18 protein-coding genes are annotated in these 19,803 nt (G+C 67.0%); 14 read left to right on the forward strand and 4 right to left on the reverse strand.

Going from position 1 to position 19,803, the window contains the following annotated elements; all coding sequences use genetic code 11:
• Window positions 1-198 precede the first annotated feature (198 nt).
• Genes CZ674_RS06490 through CZ674_RS06500 form a run of 3 tightly spaced genes read left to right on the forward strand, consistent with a single transcriptional unit; the run spans window position 199 to window position 3,578 of the window.
• Window positions 199-1,500 carry a M20/M25/M40 family metallo-hydrolase gene (locus tag CZ674_RS06490; RefSeq protein ID WP_086991797.1) on the forward strand — a complete coding sequence of 434 codons (1,302 nt, stop codon included), beginning with the start codon at window positions 199-201 and terminating at the stop codon, window positions 1,498-1,500.
• A 10-nt stretch (window positions 1,501-1,510) separates the two neighbouring features.
• The gene (gene uppP, locus CZ674_RS06495) at window positions 1,511-2,353 is read left to right on the forward strand and encodes an undecaprenyl-diphosphatase UppP (protein ID WP_086991702.1); all 843 of its coding nucleotides are present in this window, start codon (window positions 1,511-1,513) and stop codon (window positions 2,351-2,353) included.
• Between the two features lie 10 nt (window positions 2,354-2,363).
• Window positions 2,364-3,578 carry a class I tRNA ligase family protein gene (locus tag CZ674_RS06500; protein WP_086991703.1) on the forward strand — a complete coding sequence of 405 codons (1,215 nt, stop codon included), beginning with the start codon at window positions 2,364-2,366 and terminating at the stop codon, window positions 3,576-3,578.
• 12 nt (window positions 3,579-3,590) lie between these two features.
• Here CZ674_RS06500 and CZ674_RS06505 read toward each other — a convergent pair whose 3' ends face one another.
• Window positions 3,591-4,544 carry a proteasome assembly chaperone family protein gene (locus CZ674_RS06505; RefSeq protein ID WP_143244660.1) on the reverse strand — a complete coding sequence of 318 codons (954 nt, stop codon included), beginning with the start codon at window positions 4,542-4,544 and terminating at the stop codon, window positions 3,591-3,593.
• 58 nt (window positions 4,545-4,602) lie between these two features.
• Between CZ674_RS06505 and CZ674_RS06510 the strand changes: the two genes are divergently transcribed.
• From CZ674_RS06510 to CZ674_RS06550, 9 genes are read left to right on the forward strand one after another with little or no spacing between them, the layout of a single operon-like run.
• Window positions 4,603-5,589: a tRNA (adenine-N1)-methyltransferase gene (locus tag CZ674_RS06510; protein ID WP_234988466.1), complete on the forward strand. Its 987-nt coding sequence runs from the start codon at window positions 4,603-4,605 to the stop codon at window positions 5,587-5,589.
• Between the two features lie 9 nt (window positions 5,590-5,598).
• Window positions 5,599-6,594, forward strand: coding sequence for an FKBP-type peptidyl-prolyl cis-trans isomerase (locus CZ674_RS06515; protein ID WP_086991706.1), 996 nt, complete (start codon window positions 5,599-5,601; stop codon window positions 6,592-6,594).
• Window positions 6,595-6,632: 38 nt separating this feature from the next.
• Window positions 6,633-7,640 carry a helix-turn-helix transcriptional regulator gene (locus CZ674_RS06520; RefSeq protein WP_143244661.1) on the forward strand — a complete coding sequence of 336 codons (1,008 nt, stop codon included), beginning with the start codon at window positions 6,633-6,635 and terminating at the stop codon, window positions 7,638-7,640.
• A complete protein-coding gene (locus CZ674_RS06525) occupies window positions 7,633-8,553 on the forward strand; it encodes a helix-turn-helix transcriptional regulator (RefSeq protein ID WP_086991708.1) in 921 nt (306 codons plus the stop codon). The genes CZ674_RS06520 and CZ674_RS06525 overlap by 8 nt, the downstream gene beginning before the upstream one ends.
• A gap of 29 nt (window positions 8,554-8,582) precedes the next feature.
• Window positions 8,583-8,828 (forward strand): twin-arginine translocase TatA/TatE family subunit, encoded by a 246-nt coding sequence (locus tag CZ674_RS06530; protein WP_086991709.1) that lies wholly within the window; start codon window positions 8,583-8,585, stop codon window positions 8,826-8,828.
• Between the two features lie 38 nt (window positions 8,829-8,866).
• Window positions 8,867-9,676, forward strand: coding sequence for a twin-arginine translocase subunit TatC (gene tatC, locus CZ674_RS06535; protein WP_086991710.1), 810 nt, complete (start codon window positions 8,867-8,869; stop codon window positions 9,674-9,676).
• Window positions 9,673-12,075, forward strand: a complete 2,403-nt coding sequence (locus tag CZ674_RS06540) for a DEAD/DEAH box helicase (RefSeq protein ID WP_086991711.1) — start codon at window positions 9,673-9,675, stop codon at window positions 12,073-12,075. The genes tatC and CZ674_RS06540 overlap by 4 nt, the downstream gene beginning before the upstream one ends.
• Window positions 12,072-13,652, forward strand: a complete 1,581-nt coding sequence (gene lnt, locus CZ674_RS06545) for an apolipoprotein N-acyltransferase (protein ID WP_159456917.1) — start codon at window positions 12,072-12,074, stop codon at window positions 13,650-13,652. The genes CZ674_RS06540 and lnt overlap by 4 nt, the downstream gene beginning before the upstream one ends.
• Complete coding sequence (locus tag CZ674_RS06550; protein ID WP_086991713.1) at window positions 13,645-14,391, forward strand: glycosyltransferase; 747 nt, start codon at window positions 13,645-13,647, stop codon at window positions 14,389-14,391. Before lnt ends, CZ674_RS06550 begins: the two co-directional genes overlap by 8 nt.
• On the opposite strand, the gene CZ674_RS06555 is transcribed toward CZ674_RS06550, so the two are convergent.
• Genes CZ674_RS06555 through CZ674_RS06565 form a run of 3 tightly spaced genes read right to left on the reverse strand, consistent with a single transcriptional unit; the run spans window position 14,327 to window position 16,937 of the window.
• Window positions 14,327-15,103: a glycerophosphodiester phosphodiesterase gene (locus CZ674_RS06555; RefSeq protein ID WP_086991714.1), complete on the reverse strand. Its 777-nt coding sequence runs from the start codon at window positions 15,101-15,103 to the stop codon at window positions 14,327-14,329. The two genes, CZ674_RS06550 and CZ674_RS06555, sit on opposite strands and share 65 nt — an antisense overlap.
• Before the next feature lie 4 nt (window positions 15,104-15,107).
• A complete protein-coding gene (locus tag CZ674_RS06560; protein WP_086991715.1) occupies window positions 15,108-16,442 on the reverse strand; it encodes an SPFH domain-containing protein in 1,335 nt (444 codons plus the stop codon).
• A gap of 36 nt (window positions 16,443-16,478) precedes the next feature.
• Entirely contained in the window at window positions 16,479-16,937 is a 459-nt protein-coding gene (locus CZ674_RS06565) for an NfeD family protein (RefSeq protein WP_234988468.1), read from the reverse strand.
• A gap of 89 nt (window positions 16,938-17,026) precedes the next feature.
• Between CZ674_RS06565 and CZ674_RS06570 the strand changes: the two genes are divergently transcribed.
• Together CZ674_RS06570 and CZ674_RS06575 are read left to right on the forward strand one after the other, a co-directional pair.
• Complete coding sequence (locus CZ674_RS06570; RefSeq protein ID WP_086991716.1) at window positions 17,027-17,788, forward strand: SDR family oxidoreductase; 762 nt, start codon at window positions 17,027-17,029, stop codon at window positions 17,786-17,788.
• Window positions 17,788-19,773: a S9 family peptidase gene (locus tag CZ674_RS06575; protein ID WP_086991717.1), complete on the forward strand. Its 1,986-nt coding sequence runs from the start codon at window positions 17,788-17,790 to the stop codon at window positions 19,771-19,773. The genes CZ674_RS06570 and CZ674_RS06575 overlap by 1 nt, the downstream gene beginning before the upstream one ends.
• Window positions 19,774-19,803: the final 30 nt, after the last annotated feature.

Genomic DNA, 19,803 nt, shown 5'->3' on the forward strand with positions numbered 1-19,803 from the left:
GATTTGTGTTTTCGTGGAAAGAGCTGCTGACGTCACGGCCTTTCCTCAGCAGCCCGTGCACCAGAAGCCGCAATCTGCGGGTCCGTGCACGAGAAGCCGCAGATTCTGCGGCTTCTCGTGCACGGATGCCCGGCTCGAGTCTTGCTGGCACTGCCACGCATCAACAGGGTGAAGCGCCACTGACGGTAGCCTGTGACCATGCAGATTCCTGACCTCTCACCGACGGCCGTTCTGGCTCGCGACCTGATCCGCATCGACACGTCGAACTACGGCGAGGGCCGCTCGAACGGCGAGACCGAAGCCGCCGAGTACGTGGTCGCCTTCCTGTCTGACCTGGGCCTGACCCCGCGCATCTACGAGTCGGCTCCCGGCCGCACATCCGTCATCGCAGAGGTCGAGGGAGCAGACCCCTCGCTGCCGAAGCTCGTCGTGCACGGTCATCTCGATGTCGTTCCTGCAGACGCGAGCGAGTGGAGCGTCGACCCGTTCGCCGGCGAGATCCGCGACGGCCTGCTCTGGGGTCGCGGCGCCGTCGACATGAAGAACATGGACGCCATGATCATGCAGTCGGTCGCCGACATCCTGCGCGCGGGCAAGCGTCCGCGCCGCGGCCTGATCCTGGCATTCTTCGCCGACGAGGAGGCCGGCGGCGTCTTCGGCGCAGGCTGGATGGTCAAGAACCACCCCGAGGTGTTCGAGGGGGCAACCGAAGCCATCAGCGAGGTCGGAGGCTACTCGGTCGAGGTCGCCGGCAAGCGCGCCTACCTGCTGCAGACTGCCGAGAAGGCCATGCAGTGGATCAAGCTGACGGCTTCCGGCACGGCAGCCCACGGCTCGCAGGTGATGCGCGACAACGCGATCACGAAGCTCTCGCGTGCAGTCCACGCGCTGGGCGAGAGCGAGTTCGACATGCACCTGAGCGACACCACGCGCGCGCTCCTCCAGGGCCTCGCAGACCTGCAGGGCGTCGACTACGACGACTCGAAGGCAGAAGAGCTCGCGGCATCGGCAGGCACCGCATCAAGGTTCCTGCTCTCGAGTCTCCGCAGCACCGCGAACCCGACGATGCTCGACGCCGGCTACAAGCACAACGTCATTCCGCGCGTCGCCAGCGCCCGTGTCGACGTGCGCCCGCTGCCGGGCCACGAGGACGCAACCCGGACGCGCATCCAGGAGATCGTCGGCCCCGACATCGAGATCGAGACGATCTTCGACGACAAGGGCCTCGACCACCCCTTCGAGGGCGAGCTCGTCGAGGCAATGGTTGGCGCCCTCGGACGCCACGACCCCGAGGCGACAGTCCTGCCGTATATGCTTTCTGGCGGCACTGACAACAAATCACTTGCTGAGCTGGGCATCCGGGGCTACGGATTCGCTCCGCTGAAGCTTCCTGCAGACCTCGACTTCGCCGCCATGTTCCATGGCGTCGACGAGCGAGTCTCGCTGGAGGCGATCGACTTCGGCACCGACGTCCTGACCGACCTGCTGCTGACCTACTGAAAGAAGAACCTTGGACTGGCTTCACGCGATCCTGCTCGGCATCGTCCAGGGTCTCACCGAGTTCCTGCCCGTTTCGTCGAGCGCGCACATCCGCCTCTTCGGCCTCGTGTTCATGGACGGCCGAGACCCGGGCGCCACCTTCACTGCGATCACGCAGATCGGCACCGAGCTCGCCGTGCTCATCTACTTCTGGCCGATGATCGTGCGCATCATCCGCAAGTGGTTCAAGCAGTGGGGTCCGAGTGTCGAGAAGGGCGACGCGGATGTGCGGATGGGCTGGTTCGTCATCCTCGCGACCATTCCGATCGGCGCGGCCGGCTATCTCTTCCAGGATCTGATCCGCGGTTCGCTGCGCAGCCTGTGGTTCACCGCATTCACGCTGATCTTCTTCGGCATCCTCCTGTGGATCGCAGACCGCTGGGGCCGCAAGGAGCGCACGATGGAGAACCTGCGTCCCATCGATGCGATCTGGATCGGCCTCGCGCAGATGCTCGCGCTGGTTCCGGGCGTGTCGCGCTCGGGCGCAACGACGACCATGGCGCGCGGCCTCGGCTACACACGAACGGCATCCAGCGAGTTCGCCTTCCTGATCGCGGTTCCGGCTGTGTTCGGAGCAGGCTTCTACGAGCTGCTGCAGGCGATCCAGAACCCGGGCGCCGAAGTCTTCTCGATGGGCCAGACGGCGGTCGCCACGCTGGTCGCATTCGTGATCGCGCTCGTGACCATCCGCCAGTTCATGGCTTGGGTCAGACGCCACTCGTTCACACCGTTCGTCGTATGGCGTCTGGTGCTCGGCGTGATCATCATCATCGCGCTCAGCGCCGGAGTCATCGAGCCCCTCGCCGGCAGCTAGGCTGGAGCCAGTGAAGACCTGGAACCCAGCCCCCGTACCCACCCTGCCCGGGCACGCAGAGCGCCCCCGAATCTTCGACGACAGCCGACTCGAGAAGGTGCAGCTGCCCGCAGGCGGCGACCGCGCATCGCTGTACTCGTGCGGCATCACGCCATACGACGCGACGCACATCGGGCACGCGTTCACCTACCTCGTGGCAGACACCCTGCAGCGCGTCTGGCGCGACGCCGGCCTCGAGGTCGTCACCGCCATGAACTCGACCGACGTCGACGACCCGCTGCTCGAGCGGGCCAAGCGCGACGGCGTCGACTGGCGCGAGCTCGCCGCCTCGCAGCACGAGCTGTTCCGCGACGACATGTCGGCGCTGCGCATCCTGCCTCCCGACTCGTGGGTGGCCGTCACCGACCACATCCAGCCCGCCGCCGAAGCAGTGGCGAAGCTGCTCGAGACCGGCGCCGCCTATCGTCTCGACGGCGACGTGTACTTCGACAGCCGCGCATCCGACGAACTCGGCGCGCTCAGCCAGACCGACCGCGAGACGATGCTGGCGCTCTCTGCAGAGCGCGGCGGAGACCCCGACCGAGCCGGCAAGCGCGACCCCCTCGACCCGAAGCTGTGGCACGGGCCGGTCGACGGCGAGCCGTCATGGTCGACGGTGCTCGGCGAAGGCCGACCCGGCTGGCACATCGAGTGCACAGTCATCGCGCGCGACACGCTCGGCCTGCCGTTCACGGCGACGCTCGGCGGCATCGACCTCAAGTTTCCGCACCAGGAGTTCCAGGCGCAGCACGCGCACGCGCTCGGCCAGCCGTTCAGCGACGCGCGACTCTGCGCGGGTGCCGTCGCCTACGAGGGCGCCAAGATGTCGAAGTCGCTCGGCAACCTCGTCAAGGTGTCAGAGCTGCTCAGCGACGGCGTCGACCCGGCCGCAATCAGGCTCGCGCTGCTCGGCCATGCCTGGCACGAAGACTGGGAGTGGACGGATGCAGAGCTCGTCGACGCGCAGGAGCGCCTGGCCAGGTGGCGCGAGTGGGCACGCCTGGCGCCCTCGAACGAGGGCTACACCGACGGCGACACCGTGATGGACTGGCTGCGGGTGACCCTCGGCGACGACCTCAACACGCCAGCCGCCATCCAAGCGGTCGATCATGCAGTTGCGAGCTTCCGCGCAGACAGCCTCGCGGTCGACGCCATCGACGCGCTGCTCGGCATCGACCTGCGCTGACCCCCGAGCCGGCTAGACCGGCGGGGCGTCCTCAGGAGGCGTGTCGTCATCCGACGATGCATCGCCCTCGGCCTGGTCGGCCTGCGCGTCGCTGTCGCGGCGCTGCTGCAGGAACCGCTCGAACTCCTTCGCGAGCGCCTCGCCGGAGGCCTTGGGGGAGTCGACGGTGTCGCGGCGCTCTTCGAGCATGTCGATGTAGGCGCGCATCTCTTCATCCTGGCTGGCGAACTCGCTGACACCCGACTCCCACTCGCGCACCTCTTCGGGGAGGTCTCCGAGCGGGGGAGCGTAGTCGATGATCTCGCCGAGCCTGTCGAGCAGCGCGACGGTCGCCTTGGGCACGGGCGCCGAGTGCACGTAGTGCGGCACGCTCGCCCAGATGCTCACGGAGGGGATGTCGACCTCTGCGGCCTCCATGCTGATCATCGTCATGATGCCAGCCGGGCCCTCGTACTCGCTGCGGGCGACGTCGAGCAGCTCGCGAAGGGCGGCGTCGTCACTCGTGACGTGCACGGGAGTCGAGCGCGTGTGCGGCACGTCGGCCAGCATCGAGCCGAGGAACACGATCGAGTCGATGTCGTAGCGCTGCACGAGGTCGATGACCGTCTGCGTGAAGAGCGTCCAGTTGCGGTTCGGCTCGATGCCGAGGAGCGCGTACAGGCTGCCGTCGACGCTGTCGACCATGTCGAACCCGGCGTCCTCTGCGATCGAGGCCTGCTTGGAGGGCTTCGTCGGCGCGAGGAACAGCGTCTCGGGCCACGCCAGCGTTCGCTTGCCCTCGTCGTTGCGGCGCACGATGGGCCGCACGAAGGTGTAGTCGTGAAACTGCTCAGTGGGGATGGAGTCGATCGGCTCGAGCTCTGCTTCGCGGATCACGAGGCGCAGTGCCTCGCTGGCGGCGTCTCCTGCGTCGGTCCATCCTTCGAAGGCGACCAGCAGGATCTTCCCTCGCATCGGTCCCGTCACTGGCTTCCTCTCCGGTTCGATCAGGCGTCGGTCCAGTCTACGCTCTAGGATGAAGCCGGTGACTTCCCCTACTCCTCTCCTCAGCTATGGCGATGCCGTGCAGATCACCGGCCCGAAGCGCCGCATCAACACGATCGTGCTCGGCGAAGGCGGCCAGTTCAGCACGCAGCACGGCGCCATCTGGCACGCTGACCTCGTCGGCCTTCCCGACGGCAGCGTCGTGCAGATCGGCGGCCGCGACCATCTCGTCATCCGGCCGCTGCTGAACGACTACATCATGTCGATGCCCAGGGGCGCCGCGATCATCTACCCGAAGGACTCGGCGCAGATCGTCGCCTTCGGCGACATCCACCCGGGTCTCACGGTCGTCGAAGCAGGTGTCGGCTCGGGTGCGCTCTCGCTGTTCCTGCTGCGAGCACTCGCCGGAACCGGCAGGCTCGTCTCGTTCGAGCGCCGTGCCGAGTTCCGCGACATCGCCGAGGCCAACGTGCGCGGCTACTTCGGCGAGACCCCGAACTGGGAGATCAGGCTCGGCGACCTCCAGGAGGAGCTGCCCCTGGCCGTCGAGCCCGGTGCCGCTGACCGCATCCTGCTCGACATGCTCGCCCCGTGGGAATGCATCGAAGAGGCGGCCCGTGCACTCAAGCCCGGCGGGCTCATCCTCTGCTACGTCGCGACCGTTCCGCAGCTCTCGCGCACGGTCGAGGCCATCCGCTCGCACGGCTCGTTCACGGCGCCGGTCTCGAACGAGACGCTCGTGCGCGGCTGGCACGTCGACGGTCTCGCAGTGCGACCCGACCACCGCATGGTCGCGCACACGGGCTTCCTGATGACCGCGCGGCGCGTGGCCGACGGTGTGACAGTTCCCGACTTCAAGCGGCGTGCGGGCAAGACCGAGTTCGATGACGAAGACATCGAGGTCTGGACTCCCGGCGCCGTCGGCGACCGCAATCCCAGCGACAAGCGACTCCGACGAGTGGCACGCGATGCCCAGCAGCAGGCACAGGACCTGCAGGGCACTAAACTCGACACGAACGATCTCTAAGGAGCAACATTGCGACTTCGCCCAATTGCCGCTGCGGCCATGCTCGCGCTGAGCGGCGCCGCGCTCACGGCGTGCACGGCTGCCCCCGAATCCGTCGACGGCTGCATGCCGGCCTTCCTGCCCGGCCAGGGCGCTTCGCAGGTCGAGCTCTCCGGAGAGTTCGGCGAAGCCGTCTCAGCTGAGTTCGACGGGCCGCTTCCGGCCGACGAGCCCTCCGTCGTCTTCGCAGAAGCCGGCGAGGGCAAGCGCGCCGGCGTCGGCGACTCGGCGATCGCGCATGTCACGGTGCAGGACGGCACGACCGGCGAGGTCGTGTTCTCGTCGCAGCAGGGCGGCGCACCGTTCGGCCTGAGCGTCGGCAGCGCAGAAGACGGTCGCGCACTCGAGTCGGCAGCACTCTGCGCAGCTCCCGGCTCGCGCATCGTCGCAGTCACGACTGTGCTCGACGCACTGGGCGAGGGCAGCTCGTTCGCAGGCTCGCAGCTCGCTCCCACTGACGCCGTCGTCATCACCTACGACGTCATGGACGTCTTCGCAGGCCGCGCCGAGGGACTCCCGCAGCCCGCGCATCCCGAGCTTCCCGGCGTGACGGTGACCGAGCTGGGCCAGCCGGGCCTCACGTTCAAGAACAACACGCCGCCAGAAGAGCTGACGGTCGCGCAGACCATCAAGGGCAACGGCGAGACGGTCGCCGCCGGCGACAGCATCCTCGTGCAGTACACGGGCGTCAACTGGGACACCCGCGAGGTCTTCGACTCGAGCTGGAACACGGCGAAGCCCAATGCGGCTCCGGATGCGGCAGGCAGCCAGCCGGTCGTCTTCCCGATGCAGCAGGGCCAGGTCATCGACGGCTTCTACAACGGCCTCGTCGGCCAGCCCGTCGGCAGCCAGGTGATCATCTCGGTGCCGCCGGAGCAGGGCTACGGCAACTCGCCGAACATGCCGCCCATGATCGGTCCTGAAGACACGCTCGTCTTCGTCGTCGATATCCTCGGCAAGGTCTAGGCTCCCAGCAAGGGCAGCAGCCGATTCAAGGGGGCACCGTGGCCAACGAGCATCTGCAGCGCCATATGGCGCTCTTCCTCGCCCTCGTCAACACGCAGACGGGGCTGACGAAGCACGAGCTCTACACGCGCATCCACGGCTACGATCCCGACCTTAAGCGGCAGAGCGCGACCGATCGCAAGTTCGAACGCGACAAGAAGGCGCTGCGACAGTCGGGGCTCACGATCCAGACTGTTCTGCCGCACGGCGAGATCGACAACAAGGAGACGCGCTACCGCATCGACCCTTCGGCAATCGCGCCGCTCGAGGCGATGTCGTTCGACTCCGACGAGCGATTCCTGATCGCGTCGGCGCTGCGGTACTGGCAGGGCGAGGCGACAGACAGCGACTCGCGCATGGCCGAGATCAAGATGCGGGCCAACCCCGAGTTCTCGGGCATGACGTCGGCGCCCGTCTCTGCGACCGGTCGCGCGATCGATCCGGCGCTGCGCGCGCTGCGAGATGCGTGCGACGCGCAGAAGGTCGTTCGATTCGACTACCAGCGACCGGGTTCGTCGCAGGCACGCGAGCGCCGCGTCGAGGCGTGGGCGGTCGTGTACTTCGACGGCAGGTGGCTGTTCACGGGGCGCGATCTGTGGGCTGAGGCGCCGCGAACGTTCCTACTGCGCCGCATCCTCTCCGACATCGTCATCGAGAACCCCGACGCCGACGAGCCTGCCTTCGATCGGCCGGTCGGAGCGGCCGACAGTGCACTCGCCGATCTGCGCGAGCTCTGGCAGCAGCAGACCGCCGTCGTCTCCGTCGTTCCCGGCAGCGACGCCGACATGCGGCTGCGCCGTCGTGAGTCGACCACGGCAGACGGCCCGCGGCTCAGCGTGCACTACTCCGATCTCGAGCTGCTCGCAGACGAGCTCACGGGCTACGCGAACGACGTCACCGTCCTCGAGCCGGAGCGCCTGCGAGACGCCGTTGCCGAGCGCCTGCAGCGCATCGCCTCGATGCACTCGGGTGCGCCGGTGACGCACGAAGGAGCCGGCGATGAATAAGAGTCTCAACGAACGGGTCACAGCCGCGTTCGCGCTCGTGCACTACTGCAAGGCAGAAGGCATCGTGAGCGTCGCCGAAGCCGCAGCGCACTTCGAGTCCAGCGAGAAGTGGATCCGCGAGACCATGAAGTGGATCTTCATGACGGGCCTCCCGCAGGATCTCGGAGACCCCACGTTCTTCGACTTCAACTGGGACGCCTTCGAAGACGACGACCTGATCGAGATGCGCGACATCCCCGCGCTCCAGGACGCCACCGTCAAGCTGACGGCGCGCGAGGCGGCGGTGATCATCACAGGGCTGCAGATGCTGGTCCGTGCGCTGCCCGACCAGGCCGTGCGGATCGAAAAGCTGATCACGAAGATCCGCGACGTCACGATGGGCCGCGGCGACCTGACCATGGCGGTGCAGGGGCTTCCGGTCAGCGACGAGCTGCGGCTCGTGCGATCGGCCATCCGCGAGGGCGCGTGCCTCTCGTTCAGCTACCGAAAGCCTTCTGCCGAAGCCGAGCAGCGGCACATCCGCCCCGACCGCATCGTCATCGCAGACGACGAGCGCATCCTCGTGCAGGCCTACGACCTCGACCGCATGGCTGAGCGCACTTTCAGACTCGATCGGGCATCCGATCTCCAGATCTTCGGGGCTCCATCGGATGCGCGGTTCATCAGAGTCGAGCAGGAGGCGGCCATCGAGTCGGTCGAGGTCGAAGCCGACGCAGTCTCCGCGCGTCAGCTGCAGGCGTTCGTCCCCGACGCTGAGGTATCGACAACAGGCATGACTCGACTGAGCATTCCGGTGTGGAACCTCGAGACCGTGCTCCGCGCCGTCATGGCCACGGGCGGGGGAGCGCGCGTCATCGCGCCCGAGTCCGCTGTCGCGCGACTCACCTCCATGGTCGCAAGCGCAATGCGTTAGACTGGCCGAAACCGGAAGGAACGGACGCAATGGGCGGATTCGCAGGAAACCTCGCAGCACACTGGTGGATCATTCTCCTCATCGTGCTTCTGGTCTTCGGTGCCACCCGACTGCCGCAGCTCGCCAAGGGCATCGGCCAGTCGATCAGCATCCTCAAGAAAGAAGTCAAGACTGACGACAAAGACGGCAGCGGAGCCGACGTCGTGAACAGTGAGAGCGACTCGACCGACTCCACAGACTCGTCCAGCTCGCAGTCCCGCGCTGACCAGAAGTAGACGTGGCGCGTCGATCGCGCGCTAATCCCGAAGCCCGGATGGGCTTTGCAGCGCACCTGAAAGAACTGCGCAATCGAGTGACCATAGCGTTGCTCGCCATCTGCGTGTTCGCGATCGCTGGCTTCTTCGTTGCTGACTACATCCTCGAACTCCTCGCACGCCCGCTCGACGAGCTGAGCGAGCGCGGCTACACCGTCAACCTCAACATCACGAAGGTCACGGAGTCGTTCAACCTGAAGATGATGATCGGCTTCGTCATCGGCATCGTCGCCGCGAGCCCGATCTGGCTCTACGAGACCATCGCATTCTTCATCCCGGGCCTCAAGAAGCGCGAGCGTCGCTATCTGCTGGGCTTCATCATCTCGAGCATCCCGCTGTTCCTGCTGGGCTGCGCCACCGGCTGGTTCGTCCTGCCGCGCATCATCCTGATCTTCGTCGGCTTCGCGCCCGACGTGACGACGCAGTTCCTCGGCGCACAGGAGTACTTCTCGTTCTCGCTGAAGCTCGTCCTGGCCGTCGGCGCGGCATTCCTCATGCCGGTCGTTCTCGTCATGCTGAACTTCGCCGACTTCCTGTCTGCCAAGTCGATCATCAAGGCCTGGCGCTGGGCGGTCATCCTGATCGCCCTGTTCGCGGCCATGATGACCCCGGCAGGCGAGATCATGTCGATGGTGATCCTCGGCGTTCCGATCCTCGCCCTCTACTTCCTGGCGGCAGGCATCGCGTATCTGAATGACCGGCGTCGGGCCCGCAAGCGCGCAAAGGAAGACGCGGCATACGAAGCCGAACGGGCAGAAGAGGCGCAGGCCGCGAGCCAGGCTGACCCTGCCGAGCAGGCTGACGCATGACCGTTGCGGTCGATGCCTTCGAGAAGACGCTGAGCTTTCCGCTCGACCCGTTCCAGCGGGAGTCGTGCGAATGGCTCGATCGCGAGCATTCAGTGCTGGTCGCGGCTCCGACCGGCGCCGGCAAGACCGTCGTGGCTGAGTTCGCGATGTATCGCACGATGGAGGCTCCGAGCGGCAGGGTCTTCTACACGACGCCGATGAAGGCCCTCTCGAACCAGAAGTTCCGCGAGCTGCAGCAGCGCTACGGCGCGGCCGACGTCGGCCTCCTGACTGGCGACGTCTCGATCAACGGCGACGCACGCCTCGTGGTCATGACGACCGAGGTGCTGCGCAACATGCTCTACGAGGGCCGCGATCTGCGCGACCTCGAATACGTCGTGCTCGACGAAGTGCACTTCCTCGGCGACCGATTCCGCGGCCCCGTCTGGGAAGAGGTGATCATCCACCTGCCCAAGCACGTGCGGCTCGTGTCGCTGTCGGCGACGGTGTCGAACGCCGAGGAGTTCGGCGACTGGATCGAAGCGGTGCGCGGCAACACGCGTGTGATCGTCTCCGAGATCAGGCCCGTTCCGCTCGACTCGCACGTGCTCGTCGGCGGCCGGCTCATCGAGCTGTTCGAGTCGTCGGCGGCCGAGCGGCAGAACCGGCCGAGCCGGGAGCTGACGGATGCGGTGGCCGGCTCATCGAGCGGATACGACAGCGGCCATCGTCGCGGCGGTCGCAACTCCCGCAGCCGCAGAAGCCGTGACGACCGCGGACGAGGCGGTCACGCCAGGCGCCAGAATCGCCGGGTCGACCGGGCACGCACCGTCAAGCTGCTGCACGATGCGCAGCTCCTTCCTGCGATCTGGTTCATCTTCTCAAGGGCCGGATGCGACGCCGCGGTCAAGCAGGTGCTCGACTTCGACATCCGCCTCACCACTGCTGAGGATCGCGCTGAGATCCGTGCCGTCATCGACGAGCGCACCGAGGCCCTTCCTGACGAAGACCTCGCGGTGCTCGGCTACTGGGAGTGGCGCGAAGGGCTCGAGCGCGGAGTCGCCGCCCACCACGCCGGCATGCTCCCCGCCTTCAAAGAGGTCGTCGAGGTGCTGTTCCAGCGACGCCTGATCAAAGTCGTCTTCGCGACCGAGACCCTTGCGCTGGGCATCAACATGCCGGCCAGGTCTGTCGTACTTGAACAGCTCGAGAAGTTCAACGGCCAGGCTCGCGTGCGCATCACGCCGGGGGAGTACACCCAGCTGACCGGCCGCGCCGGAAGACGCGGCATCGACACCCAGGGGCACGCGGTCATAGCCTGGACGGGCGAGACGACTCCCGAGGAGATCGCCTCTCTCGCCACCCGGCGCTCGTATCCGCTGAACTCAGCCTTCAAGCCGACGTACAACATGGCCGTCAACCTCATCGACCGGCTCGGCGTCGACGGCACGCGCGACGTGCTCGAGACCAGCTTCGCGCAGTTCCAGGCCGACCGCTCGGTCGTGTCGCTCGCTGCCGGCGTGCAGGACCAGCGGCAGTCGCTCGCCGGCTACGAGGAGTCGATCACCTGCGAGCTCGGAGACTTCCGCGAGTACGCATCCATGCGCCGCGAGTCGAGCGACCTCGAGAAGCAGGGCGCACGCAAGGGCATCAGCCGCAGCGACCACGAGCGGATCCAGCAGCGCCTGAAGTCCCTTCGGAAGAAGCTGAAGTCGCACCCGTGCGCGCACTGCCCCGACCGCGAGAAGCACGCCCGATGGGGCGAGCGCTACTGGAAGCTCCGGCGTCAGATCGAGAAGTCCGAGCGTCAGATCCGACGTCGCACAGGTCAGATCGCCGAGCGCTTCGACCGCATCAGCGAGATCCTGCTCGGGCTGCACTACATCGAAGACGCCGACGGCACCGTGCGCGTCACAGAGCACGGCGAGCGTCTCAGCCGCATCTACGGCGAGCGCGACCTGCTGGTCGCAGAATCCCTCCGGCACGGCATCTGGACGGGCCTCGACGCAGCCGAACTCGCAGCGCTCGTGTCGACACTCGTCTTCGAAGCTCGTCGGGACGACGGCATGCTCGCCGACCGGCACCTGCCGAAGGGCGGCTTCCCAGCCGCACTCGCGAGCATGCAAGATCTCTGGGCGAATCTCGACGAGCTCGAACGAGCGCATGGCCTGCCGGGCTCGATCGAGCCCCAGACCGGCATCGCGCAGGGCGTGCACCGGTGGTCTCGGGGCTACCCGCTCGAGACCGTCCTCGACGACCTCGACCTGGCGGCAGGCGACTTCGTGCGCTGGGTGAAGCAGACGATCGATGTGCTCGACCAGCTCTCGAGTGTGGCCAAGCCGACCCTTGCGAAGACGGCGAGAGCCGCATCCGACTCGCTCTACCGCGGCGTCGTGACAGACGGAGGGGCGGCGTCGTGATCGAGCGCAGCACCACACGCTCAGGCGTGACGAGCAAGCGGCGATTCCGCTTCGACAAGCCGCTTCCGCTGCCGGCAGCCCTGGCAGTCGCAGCGGCGTCCGGCCTGCTGCTGACGACCGCGTTCCAGCCGCTGGGCTGGTGGCCGCTCGTGCTCGTGGCCACGATCGGCGAGCTCTGGGCGCTGCGCGGCCGCACGCTCAAGGCAGCGCTGCTCGTCGGCGCCGTCAGCGGCGCTGCCTTCTGGTTCGTGCACATCAGCTGGGTCACGGTCTACCTGGGCCCTGTGCCGCTGATCGCCCTCGGACTCTTCATGACCATCTGGCGCGCCCTCGGCGCCATGGGCATCGCCTTCGCCTATCGCGTGCTCGAGCAGCGCCTGTCACGCGGCTGGCAGCTGCTCGGGGTGCCGTTCGCGGTCGCCGCGATCATGGTCATGCGCGAGACGCTGAGCGCGACCGTGCCGTGGGGCGGATTCTCGTGGGGTCGTCTCGCATTCACGCAGTCGGGCACCATCGTGGGCGACGCGGTCAGCTGGACCGGCGTGTCCGGCCTGTCGTTCCTGCTGATGTGGCTTGCCGCCCTCGTCGTGCAGCTCATCGTGCAGCGGCGCATGGAGGCGCGCAGGCGCATCACCGTCGGTGCAGTCGCCGCAATCGCACTGGTCGCCGTGCCCGCGTATCCGGTGCAGCTCGACGACTCCCTGCGGATCGGGGCTGTCCAGGGCGCCAGCGAGGCCGGCCTGCTCGCTCCGTACACGCAGGGGCAGATCATCGAGGAGCACTACGAAGCAGCTCAGCAGCTCGAAGGCAGCTACGACCTTGTGGTTCTGCCAGAGAATGCGGGGGAGTTCAATCCCCAGCAGGATCCCCGCGCAAGCGCGCTCATCTCTGACATCGCGGACGACGCCGATGCCCCTGTCGTCGTGGGCGCCGTGACCGGCACGAGCGAGGAGTACTACAACTCCGCGATCCTCTGGGAGCCCGACGGCGGGCCCATCGACGTCTATCACAAGCGACACCCGGTGCCGTTCGCCGAGTACCTGCCGGCACGCGACTTCTTCGAGCCGATCCTCGACGCGATGGGATTCCTCGAGCTGATCCCGCGCGACTACTCGACCGATCCGACGATGCCCAACGCCTTCGACACACCGGGCTTCACGGCAGGCGTCGCGATCTGCTTCGACATCATCGACGACGCGCTCATGCGCGAGATGGTCACCGAGCACGGCGCGCAGATCATCCTGGCGCCCACGAACAACGCCGACTTCGGCGAGGGCAGCGCAGAGAACGTGCAGCAGCTCGCGATCGCCCAGATGCGCGCGCAGGAGCTCGGCCGCTCGACCGTCAACATCTCGACGGTGGGCACCAGCGCGATGATCCTGCCCGACGGCACGGTCGTCGAGCAGCTGCCGCAGTATGAGCCTGGCGTCATGTCGCATGACCTTCCCACCTCGAGCACCATCACTCCGGCGGCCCGATTCGGTAGCATCGTCGACTGGGCCCTTCCGATTCTGGGTCTGCTGACTCTGCTGACCGCAATGATCCTGAACCCGAAGAGGGGAAACCGAAGTGTCTGACATCCTCGTGGTGATGCCCACGCTCAACGAGGTCGACAACCTCGCCCGCACCGTGGGGCGTGTGCGCCAGCAGATCCCGCACGCAGACGTGCTGATCATCGATGATGCCTCGAGCGACGGCACGAGCCAGCTCGCCGACAAGCTGGCCGCAGACGACGCTTCTGTCTCTGTCGTGCACCGTCAGGAGCGCGGATTCGCCTCTGCGATCCTGCACGCCTTCCGCCACGCAATCGATGCGAAGACGTACAAGCACGTCGTGACCGTCGACGCCGACGGCTCGTATGACCTCGGCACCCTCAACGACCTCCTGCAGGCCGCGCAGTCGGAGTCGCTCGACCTGGTGATCGGCTCGCGCTGGGTTCCCGGAGCCGATGTGCGCAACATGGCCGGGCGCCGCAGGGCGAGCTCGTGGGTGGGCAATCTCTACTCGCGATCGCTGCTGGGCACCAGCGTGCGTGACCTCACAAGCGCCACCCGCGTCTACTCGGTGTCGATCCTGCGCAGCCTGCCGCTCGACCGCATCCGCTCTGAGGCGTACGCGTTCCAGATCGAGATGGTCACGCGCGTCGCGCAGGCGGGCGGTCGCATCGCCGAGCTTCCGATCGACTACGTCGAGCGCTCGATCGGCAAGTCGAAGATGCGGATGGGCGACGTGCTGAGCGCCGGCGCCAAAGTCACGCGCTGGGGTGTGCGCGGCGTTCGCGCAAAACCTCGAGAGCGCGGTCAATCCGATCGGTGACGATGCCGTCAACGCCTGAGTCGAGCAGCTTGTGCATGACTCGGGCGTCGTTGATCGTCCAGACGTGCACCTCTCTGCCCGCCTTGTGCACGAGTCGGATCATGCGGGGCGTCAGCACCTTGATCGGTCCGTGACGCAGCGGCACCTGCAGCGCGACGACATTGCGCAGCACAAAGCGCATGAGCGCTGACGAGCCGAGCAGCGACGCGATGATCGCACGGATCACGGTGGAGCGGGATGCGCTGGTCGCCACCCCAGGAAGCAGAGCGGCTGCACGTCGGCGGCGTCCTTCGTCGAAGCTCGTCAGCAGGACCCTGTCGACGGCGCCGGCTGACCGAACGGCGTGCACGGCAGGCTCGACGACGTCGTCAGACTTCAAGTCGATGTTGAAGCGCGTGTCGGGGAAGGCCCGCAGCACGTCATCAAGGCGCGGGATCGTCTGGTCGTCGCCCAGGTCGACATCCCGCAGCTCACTCCAGAGGAAGCTGCGCACCTCGACGTCGAGTCCTGCTGTGCGCTCGAGCGTGGGGTCGTGCGACACGACAGCGATGCCGTCACGCGAGGCGTGCACATCTGTCTCGAGGTAGTCGGCACCCTCGGCCACAGCAGCGGCGAAGGCCACCATCGAGTTCTCAGGCGCCTCGAGCGCCAGCCCGCGATGGGCCAGCGCTCGAGGTGGCGGAAGCTGTGCCGGGAGGAATCCCTGGCGCATCGGCTTACCTGTTCTGGTCGGGGTTCTGCTGGTTGAAGCCGCCCTGGTCAGTGTCGGGGTATGCGGCACTGTCGGGAAGCTGCGGGTCGATCTCTTCGCCGCTCGGGATGGCGTCGCCGGTGACCTGCTCGCTTGCAGCCTGCGGGTCGCGGCCCGGCATCTCCTCGCGGACCGTCTGCACGGCGTCTTCGTAGCCGGCGCCGGGCGTCTCGTCTGCGAGTGAGGTGTCAGAGCTGATTGTCTGCTCGGCTCCGGCGTCCTTCGGGTCGATGCCGCTCGAGCGCAGCGTGTCTGCGATGGAGGGCACCTCGACGTCGTTCACGGAGTCGGATTCGAAGTTCTCGTCGAGGATCGACTTCTCTTCGCGATCGCTGCGCTCGACACGGGTGCGCTTGTAGGGCACCTCTGCCTTGCCCTCGAAGAATCCGGTTCCGATCTGCTGCAGGGCGTCGGTGAGCTCTGACGGGATGATCCAGAGCTTGTTGGCGTCGCCCTCTGCCAGCTTCGGCAGCGTCTGCAGGTACTGGTAGGCCAGCAGCTTGTTGTCGGCGTCACCGGCGTGGATGGCCTCGAACACGCGCTCGATGGCCTGCGACTCACCCTTGGCCAGCAGGATCTGTGCCTCGGCGTCACCCTTGGCGCGAAGCACCTGGGCCTTTGCTTCACCCTCGGCGCGGAGGATCTCGGACTGGCGGAGGCCCTCTGCCTCGAGGATCTGCGACTGCTTCGAGCCCTCTGCGGTCAGAATGGCAGCACGACGGTCACGCTCTGCGCGCATCTGCTTCTCCATGGAGTCCTGGATCGAGACGGGCGGGTCGATCGCCTTCAGCTCGACACGGCTGACTCGCAGGCCCCACTTGCCGGTGGCCTGGTCGAGCTCGCCGCGCAGGCGGCTGTTGATCGTGTCACGGCTGGTGAGCGCTGCCTCGAGGTTCATGCCACCGACGACGTTTCGCAGCGTCGTGGTGGTGAGCTGCTCGACGGCGGCGAGGTAGTTTGCGATCTCATAGGTTGCCGAGCGGGGCTCGGTGACCTGGAAGTAGACGACGGTGTCGATCGAGACCACGAGGTTGTCCTCGGTGATCACGGGCTGCGGCGGGAACGAGCGCACCTGCTCGCGCATGTCGATCGAGTAGGCCTCGCGGTCGATGAAGGGCACGAGGAAGTTCAGGCCGGGCTCGAGCACTTTGTGGAACTTGCCGAATCGCTCGACGATGCCGGTGTATCCCTGCTTGACGATGCGAATCGCCCTGAAGATCGCGACGAGGATGAAGATGACGAAGAGCAGCAGCACGATGCCGCCGATCGCCACTCCGAAGAATGAGCCTGGATCGTTCATTGGTTGGTCCTTTCTGAGGGCCTTGACGTTCTGGTTCTAACGCTGCGTGGGGATGATGACAGCCGTTGCGCCTTCGATGGCGGTGACGACGACGCGCTCGCCGACATCGGGGTCGCGGGGCTGAGTGTTGGGGGAGAGGCGCGCCGACCAGTCGTCGCCGTTGGTGAGGCGCACGCGGCCGCGGCCGCGGCTGAACGGCTTGGTGACTTCGCCCTGCATGCCGACGAGGCCTGCGACGTTGAGCTTCACCGGATCACTGGAGTCGTGGAGCCGCTTGAGCAGCACCGGGCGCACCAAGAACAGCAGCAGACACGCCACTGCTCCGGCGATGATGACCTGTGCCCACCATGGAAGTCCGGTGAGCGACGAGAGCAGCCCTCCGACGGAGCCGAGACCGAGCATCAGGAACGTGAACTCAAGAGTGAGCATCTCGATGATCAGGAAAACAAGCGCGATGACGAGCCAAACAACCCATGCCCATGTCCAGACGTCCACACAATCTCCTTCGGCCTGACTGCAGTCTAACAAGCAACGGCAGCGAATCTCGTGCAGAGTAGGCTCGTCGCAGCACGAAAGGACTTCACGTGACCCACGTACTCGAACCCGGAACACTCGCAGGCAAGAACGCACTCGTGACCGGCTCCAGCCGCGGCATCGGCGCAGACACTGTCGGATACCTCGCTGAAGCAGGCGCGAACGTCGTCATCAACTACCGGCAGAAGGCGCCGCGAGCAGAGAAAGTGGCGGCTGCCGCACGCGAGCACGGCGTCGAAGCCGTCACGGTGCAGGGAGATCTGACGGATGCGGCGAGCGTCGACGCGATGTTCGCGACGGTTCGCGAGCAGCTCGGCGAGCTCGACATCCTGGTCATGAACGCTTCGGGCGGCATGGAGGCCGGCCTCGGCGAGGACTACGCGATGCGACTCAACCGCGACGCCCAGGTGTCGCTCCTGACAGCTGCGCTGCCCGCGCTGCGCGACGGAGCACGGGTCGTCTACGTCACGAGCCACCAGGCGCACTTCATCAACACGACGCCGACGATGCCCGAATACGAGCAGGTCGCCAAGACGAAGCGGGCCGGCGAAGACGCCCTCCGCGCGATGATCCCGCAGCTCGCAGAGCGCGGCATCGAGTTCGTCGTCGTCTCCGGCGACATGATCGAGGGAACGATCACTGCGACGCTGCTCGAACGCGCTCGTCCCGGCGCGATCGAGTCCCGCCGCGAGTCGGCCGGCAAGCTCTACAACGTCTCCGAGTTCGCCGCAGAGGTCGCCCGCGCCGCCGTCGAGCCGGTGCCGGCTGAGAACACCCGACTCGTCGGCGACGTCTCCGGGTTCGCAGTCTGATGCGCGCCGAAGACATCGAGCACCTGGTTGCGCTGTCGGCACCGGCGGTGCCTGCGGACGCGAGCGTCGCGATCGTCGCAGCCGCGCATCCGTCTCTCGACGCCAACAAGTCACTCAGCCGCCTGTGGCGGGTCGACCTCGCTGACGGATCGCGCACGCCGCTGACCCGGGGCCTCGGCGACTCGGCACCGGCGCTGTCGCGCGACGAGTCCTCGGTGCTCTTCCTGCGCGAAGCCGACGGCAAGCAGCAGGTGTTCGCACTGCCACTGGCAGGAGGCGAAGCCGCACAGGTCACGCACGTGAAGCACGGCGTGCAGTCGTTCCGCCTCTCGGCCGACGGCACCCGCCTCGCGCTGCAGGTTCGCATCAGCGAGCAGGGGAGGGGCGACTCGGTCAAGGGCCTCGGCCCCGAGGCGCAGTCGCCGCGGCACATCACGACGATACGCTACCTCGGCAACGGACTCGGGTATGTCGACGACGCGCACACCCATGTGTTCGTGCAGCAGCTCGACCTCGATGCTGTGCTCAGCGCTGCGCCCGCAGCCGAGTCGGCACCCAGGCCTGACGGCTCGACGCCCGACGAGGTCAGCCTCGACACTGCGGTGCAGCTCACCCGCGGTTCCGTCGACTACGCGCTCTGCGACTGGTCAGCAGCAGGCATCCTCGCGATCACCGACCGCCACGAGTCGCGCGACGACGACCTTCGCGCCTCACTCGTCGTCATCGACGCCGACGCGCCAGGGGCTGAGCCTCGCGACCTCGTCGGAGTCGACGCGAACCTCAGCATCGGCGGAGCGATCGAGACTGACGGCTCGGTGTGGCTGCTCGCCAGCACGGTCGGGGAGAGCGGCCGTGACTTCGTCGCACAGTCCACCAGCGTGTACGTCGTTGAAGACGGCACCGCTCGACTGCTGACCGACCCCGACACGCACGACTTCGGCGACCCGGGCTCGCGTCTCGTCGCGATCGACGGCGGCGTGCTCGCCCTGCGTCGCACTCGCGGCCGCGTGCAGCTCGTTCGCGTGACCCGCGACAGCGTCGAGACGCTGACCGACTCGGATCAGGAGATCACCTCGGCGGCCGTCGCAGGCGACACGATCGTTGCCTCGGCACAGACGCCGACGTCATACGGCGAGCTCGGCCTCGTCGCAGACGGCGCATGGTCGCCCCTCACCGACTTCGGCGCCGCGCTGCAGGCCACAGGTCTCGTCAGCCCCACCGAGCACGACATCGCCAACCGCGACGGCGGCTCGGTGCACGGGTGGGTGTGGGTTCCTGAGGGCCCCGGGCCGCACCCGGTGCTGCTCAACATCCACGGCGGCCCGTTCGCGCAGTACGGCGTGCACGTGTTCGACGAGGCGCAGATCGCGGTCGAAGCCGGCTACGCGGTCGTGCAGTGCAACCCCCGCGGCTCCAGCGGCTACGGCCGCGAGCACGGAGCAGCCATCAAGGAGGCGATGGGCACGGTCGACCTCACCGACGTGCTCGACTTCCTCGAAGGCGCGCTGCAGGCTCATCCCGAGCTCGACGGCCAGCGCATGGGCGTCATGGGCGGCTCGTACGGCGGATACCTGACCGCGTGGACGATCGCACACGACCACCGCTTCACCGCGGCACTCGTCGAGCGCGGCTACCTCGACCCGGCAGCGTTCATCGGCACGAGCGACATCGGCTCGTTCTTCAGCGAGGAGTACACGGGCTACGACGCCGAGCACACGCTGACGCAGTCGCCTATGGCGGTTGTCGACCAGGTGCGCACGCCGACCCTCGTCGTGCACTCCGAGCTCGACTTCCGATGCCCGCTCGAACAGGCCCAGCGGTACTACGCGGCCCTGCGGCGCAACGGCGTCGACGCCGAGCTGCTGGTGTTCCCCGGCGAGAACCACGAGCTGACACGCGGCGGCCAGCCGAGGCACCGCGTCGAGCGGTTCGCGCACGTGATGGACTGGTGGGATCGCAGGCTTCCTGTTGCCGGCGAGAGGTAGCGCACAGGGCACCGGCAGACACTAGGCTTT

The organism is Agrococcus casei LMG 22410 (assembly GCF_900163565.1).
Lineage (GTDB): Bacteria > Actinomycetota > Actinomycetes > Actinomycetales > Microbacteriaceae > Agrococcus > Agrococcus casei.